This is a genomic window from Pseudoalteromonas sp. TB51 (assembly GCF_000498055.1).
GTDB lineage: Bacteria > Pseudomonadota > Gammaproteobacteria > Enterobacterales > Alteromonadaceae > Pseudoalteromonas > Pseudoalteromonas atlantica.
Window position 1 is genome coordinate 1 of record NZ_AUTO01000307.1, and the last position, 5,610, is coordinate 5,610.

Genomic DNA, 5,610 nt, shown 5'->3' on the forward strand with positions numbered 1-5,610 from the left:
TGGAAGGCGAAGTAAGCGTAACCAGCATGCTAAATGAAGGCAGCACTTTTTCGTTTTCTATAAAAATACAGCCCCGTTTAACTAAAGCGCAAGATTTACCCAGCCACTTAATTAATAACAAACATATTTTAATTATTGATGCCTGCACACTTAACGCCAATATTGCCGCCAAACAATTACGCGTATGGGGCGCACACGTTAATATTTTAAGTGACTATAGCGGTATCATTAATTATTTTGATAACTGCGATACCCAGCCAGATGCATTATTAGTCGATTATCATTTTTTTGAGCAAGCTGCACACCCACAAATAAATACATTAAAAAACCGAGTAACCACCAAGCAAAGCAAACTGGTTGTTATGGCACCAATGAGTTATTCGCAAGAGCATAACAACATTGGCATAAATATAGATTGTCTGATATTTAAACCGCTCACCCCATCAGATTTATTTGATTCACTCACTAACGATAAATTCATTGAGCAACAACAGCGCCAAGCACAACTGCAAAATGAGTTAACCGAAAAGCCCAAAGAAATATCAGCGCACGCGCAAGTGCTTTTAGTAGAAGATAACAAAGTAAATCAGGTGGTGGCCTCAGCGTTGTTAAAACAAGTTGGGCTTACCTTTGATATTGCGCAAAACGGTCAAGATGCACTAGATAAGCTAAACAGCAGCCAAGACAAAAAATACCAGTTAGTTTTAATGGACTGCCAAATGCCCGTGATGGATGGCTACCAAGCCACGCAAGCTATACGCGAAGGAAAAGCGGGTAAGCATAATAAAAATATTACAATCATTGCTTTAACGGCAAACGCAATGCAGGGCGATAGAGAGAAGTGCCTCGATGCAGGAATGAACGATTATTTAACCAAACCTTTAGATTCCGCAGCACTAGAGCCTAAATTACAACAATGGCTTGGTACACAATAAAGGTGTAAGCTAAAAATACTGTTTACTAATAAAGAAAAGCCATGCATTTATCAGCAAATCAGCAGCGCGTTATTGGCTGCCTTTTAGAAAAACAAAGCACTACACCCGAGCATTATCCACTGTCGTTGAACGCACTGACGAATGCGTGTAACCAAAAATCAAATCGAGACCCGGTTGTAAACTTGAGCGAAAGTGAGGTGCAACAAACACTTGATGAGCTTATAAGTCAGCGCCTTGTAACGCTAGACGAAGGGCTTTCGGGGCGAGTTAATAAATACGACCACCGTTTTTGTAATACAGAATTTAGTAGCTTACAGTTGAGCGCGCAGCAACGGGCAATTATATGTTTACTGCTGTTACGCGGCGCACAAACACCCGGTGAGCTAAGAACGCGCAGCGCTCGCCTAGCTGAATTTACAAACGTTAGCGAAGTAGAAACCGCCCTGAGCGCGTTAGCAAAAGATGACTACGTAACAAAGCTTGAGCGCGAGCCCGGCAAACGAGAAAGTCGCTACATGCACCTTTTTGCTGACCCAGCAGTAGCGCCAAGCCAAGTGCCAGCTACAGAAGTCGCAGAAGTTAAAAACGATGAAATTAACGAGTTACTTGCAGAAATTGAGGAACTAAAAGCCGAGCTTAGCCGTATAAAAGCACATTTAGGACTTTAATTAATAACCACTAAACCAGATAATGTAAGCCTATTTAAAAACTACTTATTAAATAACGAGGAGCTGGCCATGCGCGCCGAAATTATGGCTGAAATGAAAGTTCAGCCAACTATTGATGTAAACGCCGAAATTACCCGTCGAGTTAACTTTATAAAAGCACGTTTAGTGGCAGCCCATAGTGTATCGCTAGTGCTTGGAATTAGCGGCGGTGTTGACTCATCGACCTGCGGGCGCTTGTGCCAATTAGCCGTAGATGAACTAAACGCAGAGCAAAACACTAATAAGTACCAATTTATTGCGGTTCGTTTGCCATACGGTGTACAAGCCGATGAAGACGAAGCGCAAATGGCCGTTGATTTTATCAAGCCAAGTAAACGCATGACCGTCAACGTAAAACCCGCTGCCGATGCATTACACGAGCAAGCTATGGCGGCAGTAGTAGGCAGTGGTGAAGAGCTACCTGAGCAAGCTAAAGTTGACTTTGTAAAAGGTAATGTAAAAGCACGTCAACGCATGGTAGCGCAATACGAAATAGCTGGTTTTTGCCAAGGCCTCGTTGTGGGTACCGATCACAGCGCTGAAAACATTACTGGTTTTTACACCAAATTTGGTGATGGCGCATGCGATTTAGCCCCATTATTTGGCTTATCAAAACGTCAAGTTCGCGCACTTGCAACTGCCTTAGGTGCGCCTGAACTATTAGTAACAAAAGCCCCAACAGCTGATTTAGAAAGTGACCGCCCAGGCCTCACCGATGAAGAAGCATTAGGACTGAGCTATGACCAAATTGACGACTTTTTAGAAGGCAAGCCGGTGGCTGCAGAGGTTGAGCAAAAGCTAACTGATATTTATGGTCGCACTCAGCATAAGCGCCAACCCATTCCGACTATTTACGATGATTTATAACGGCTAAACAGCTAGTGCTGCGTATGCACTAGCTGATCTATTCACCGTATTGTTACGTAAAACAAAAAACTGATTTATAGTTAATTTTAACGCCTGCCAAAGAGAAAACTGCATTACATGACATCTCCTATTTTAATAACAGGCGCTGGTCAACGTATTGGCCTTGCGCTTGCTAAGCACTTTTTATCGCAAGGCCAAGCTATTATTATTACCTATCGTACGCGCCACGATGCAGTCGACGACCTAGAACAACAAGGCGCCGTATGCATACACGCCGACTTTAGCAGCGATGCCGGTATAGCTAGCTTTATTGAAACACTCAAACAGCAAACTCACTCTTTACGTGCCATTGTGCACAATGCCTCTAGCTGGGACTGCGAAGCCAGTAACCCTGATTTTTCGAGTTTGTTTGATAACATGATGCGCATTCATGCCAAAACACCGTATTTAATTAATAATGCCTGTGCACAGCTATTAATGGCATACCAAGCTGATGCTTGCACACCGGCTGACATTATTCATCTTACCGATTACGTTGTTGAAACAGGTAGCCCAAAGCACATTGCCTATGCCGCAAGTAAGGCTGCACTTGATAACTTAACCAAGTCGTTTAGCGCTAAGTACGCACCAAATATAAAGGTGAATTCGGTTGCGCCATCGTTGATTATTTTTAATCAGCACGATGACGAGGCTTACCGTGCTAAAACTCTTAAAAAATCTCTTATGGGTATAGAGCCAGGTTGCCAAGAAATTATTAATAGTATTGATTTATTACTGCGCAGCCACNGTTGATGGCGGCCGCCATTTAAAGTAGAACACACATTAAACTGAGAAATTTATGCATGACGATTTAAAGCAAAGCTACCAAAATATTATTACCGCTGTGGGTGAAGATGCAGGCCGAGAAGGTCTTCTCGATACACCAAAACGTGCAGCAAAAGCCATGGAGTATTTAACCAAAGGGTATCGTCAAACGCTTGATGAAATTACCAATAATGCGGTATTTAGCTCAGACGCTGATGATATGGTACTTGTACAAGATATAGAGCTTTACTCTATGTGTGAGCACCACCTATTACCTTTTATTGGTCGTTGCCATATTGCTTATATTCCCGATGGCAAAGTACTAGGCTTATCTAAATTTGCACGTATTGTTGATATGTTTGCGCGCCGCTTTCAGATACAAGAGCAGCTTACTCATCAAATTGCAAAAGCAGTTGAAGAAGTAACCGGCGCTAAAGGCGTAGGTGTTATTGTTGAAGCTAAACACATGTGTATGATGATGCGCGGTGTAGAAAAGCAAAACTCAAGCATGCGTACCTCTGTAATGCTAGGTAACTTTAGAAGTGACTCTAAAACGCGTAACGAGTTTTTACAGCTTATTAAGGGTTAATTATGGCCAACGCAATTATTAACGTAACCAACTTACGCTTACGTACATTTATTGGTTTTAACCCAGAGGAACGGGAAAAAAAGCAAGATGTAGTGATTAATTTAGAAATTCACTACCCTGCTGATGACGCCTGTAAAACAGACGAAGTGGACCAAGCGCTTAACTATAAAGTGATCACCAAAGAGGTGATAAACCTAGTAGAGCAAGGGCACTTTTTGTTGCTTGAAAAGCTGGTTGCCGAAATACTTGCAGTATGCCACAAACACCCAAGCGTACATTACGCAAAAGCCAGAGTAGATAAACCGCATGCACTGCGCTTTGCCGACTCAGTTTCGCTCACGCTTGATTGGTCAAAGTAACTTTACAAAACCGCTTGTGCACCACTGGCAAGGGCAATAACGGCTAAATACCGCGCGCCTTTGCCAATGCTTACTAATAATAAAAACAGACTAAAACGCACTTTAAATATGCCGCCAATTACCGTTAGTGGGTCGCCAACAATCGGCAGCCAAGCAAACAGTAAGCTATATACCCCATATTTTTTAAATTGAGATTGCGCTTTTTCAAGTCCCTTGGCTGATACCGGAAACCACTTTTTGTGCTTAAAACGCAGCACATGAGTTCCCAACCAATAATTAACACAACTTCCTAATACATTACCTGAAGTAGCGGCTAACCACAGCAGCCACAGATTAGCTTTTGCTTGGCTTATCATGGTAACAAGTACCACTTCTGAAGAACTTGGTAATAAAGTAGCGGACACAAACGCACTAAAAAATAAGGTGATATAAAGCATTAAGTACTTAAAGTAAAAACCCAGCATACAGCTGGGTTTATTAAAGGGTCGTCATTTATTTTATCAAATTTAGACTCAGTGGGTAATTAAACTCTTTCCCTTCGTTGGCTTTAATACTGGCTAAAACCACCATGATAAAAGAAAAAATAGCCACTAAAGGCAGCAAAACGAGGCCGATTACGGCAAATACCAGTAAAAAACATACAAAGTAAGCTATAGCCATAGTAATTTGAAAATTAAGCGATTTTTTACCGTGTAAATCGACAATTGGCATTTCATCTTTTTTAATAAGCCATACCACTAATGGCCCAAGTATAGAGCCAAACGGAATAACAAAACCGGCTACAGCGCTTAAATGGCAAAGCATAGCCCATGTTTTTTCGTCTTTTGATAACGGCTCAAGCTGTTGATTTTCTTCCATTACGCTCTCCTTATTAGTTAATACATACTGCCTTTTTATTGAGCAGGTGTCTATATAGAGGCGGCTATATTGTTAAATAACACGCCCTAACCCGCTGTGATAAAAAAGTGATAACTTTGTGAGAGTTTCTTGAGGTGGTTATTCAATACTTAGCCTGAATCATCACTTACAGGAAATAATAATGAAAGCTTCAGCATTTACAGTTGCAACCCTTTTAGCAGTAGCTAGCCAATCAACATTGGCAGCAGAGCTAGAAGTAGAAATTACTAACCTTACTAAAGGCCTTTACTTTACACCGGTACTAATAACAGCACACGATAGCGAAGATAAACTTTTTGAAGTCGCAACCGAAGCCCCTGCTGCACTACAAGCAATGGCTGAAGGCGGCGATATATCAGCACTTGTTACTCAAGCGTCAGCATCGAGCAGCGATATTGCAGAAAACCCAGCGGCAGGCCTTTTAGCACCCGCGGCATCTGCAACAGCAGAGC

The 5,610-nt window shown here is 42.0% G+C and carries 8 protein-coding genes and 1 pseudogene; 7 read left to right on the forward strand and 2 right to left on the reverse strand.

The features are described 5' to 3' along the window. The 6 genes and pseudogenes from L650_RS0118555 to folX all read left to right on the forward strand — a co-directional run. The coding region (locus L650_RS0118555) for a response regulator (RefSeq protein ID WP_029774034.1) at nucleotides 1–935 on the forward strand (935 nt) is incomplete at its 5' end. Nucleotides 936–976: 41 nt separating this feature from the next. Then, nucleotides 977–1,603 (forward strand): YceH family protein, encoded by a 627-nt coding sequence (locus L650_RS0118560; protein WP_004588998.1) that lies wholly within the window; start codon nucleotides 977–979, stop codon nucleotides 1,601–1,603. 69 nt (nucleotides 1,604–1,672) lie between these two features. Next, the gene (gene nadE, locus L650_RS0118565; RefSeq protein WP_004588999.1) at nucleotides 1,673–2,509 is read left to right on the forward strand and encodes an ammonia-dependent NAD(+) synthetase; all 837 of its coding nucleotides are present in this window, start codon (nucleotides 1,673–1,675) and stop codon (nucleotides 2,507–2,509) included. A 117-nt stretch (nucleotides 2,510–2,626) separates the two neighbouring features. Further along, nucleotides 2,627–3,323, forward strand: a pseudogene (gene folM / locus L650_RS0118570) (dihydromonapterin reductase). A gap of 24 nt (nucleotides 3,324–3,347) precedes the next feature. Next, nucleotides 3,348–3,902 (forward strand): GTP cyclohydrolase I FolE, encoded by a 555-nt coding sequence (gene folE, locus L650_RS0118575; protein ID WP_004589001.1) that lies wholly within the window; start codon nucleotides 3,348–3,350, stop codon nucleotides 3,900–3,902. Nucleotides 3,903–3,904: 2 nt separating this feature from the next. Further along, complete coding sequence (gene folX / locus L650_RS0118580; RefSeq protein WP_029774035.1) at nucleotides 3,905–4,261, forward strand: dihydroneopterin triphosphate 2'-epimerase; 357 nt, start codon at nucleotides 3,905–3,907, stop codon at nucleotides 4,259–4,261. A 2-nt stretch (nucleotides 4,262–4,263) separates the two neighbouring features. On the opposite strand, the gene L650_RS0118585 is transcribed toward folX, so the two are convergent. Next, nucleotides 4,264–4,698, reverse strand: coding sequence for a YqaA family protein (locus L650_RS0118585; RefSeq protein WP_024032092.1), 435 nt, complete (start codon nucleotides 4,696–4,698; stop codon nucleotides 4,264–4,266). A gap of 55 nt (nucleotides 4,699–4,753) precedes the next feature. Further along, the gene (locus tag L650_RS0118590; RefSeq protein ID WP_024032093.1) at nucleotides 4,754–5,119 is read right to left on the reverse strand and encodes a DUF4870 domain-containing protein; all 366 of its coding nucleotides are present in this window, start codon (nucleotides 5,117–5,119) and stop codon (nucleotides 4,754–4,756) included. Between the two features lie 181 nt (nucleotides 5,120–5,300). On the opposite strand from L650_RS0118590, the gene L650_RS0118595 reads away from it, so the two are divergent. Continuing rightward, on the forward strand, nucleotides 5,301–5,610 hold a 310-nt coding region (locus L650_RS0118595; protein WP_029774036.1), incomplete at its 3' end, for a spondin domain-containing protein.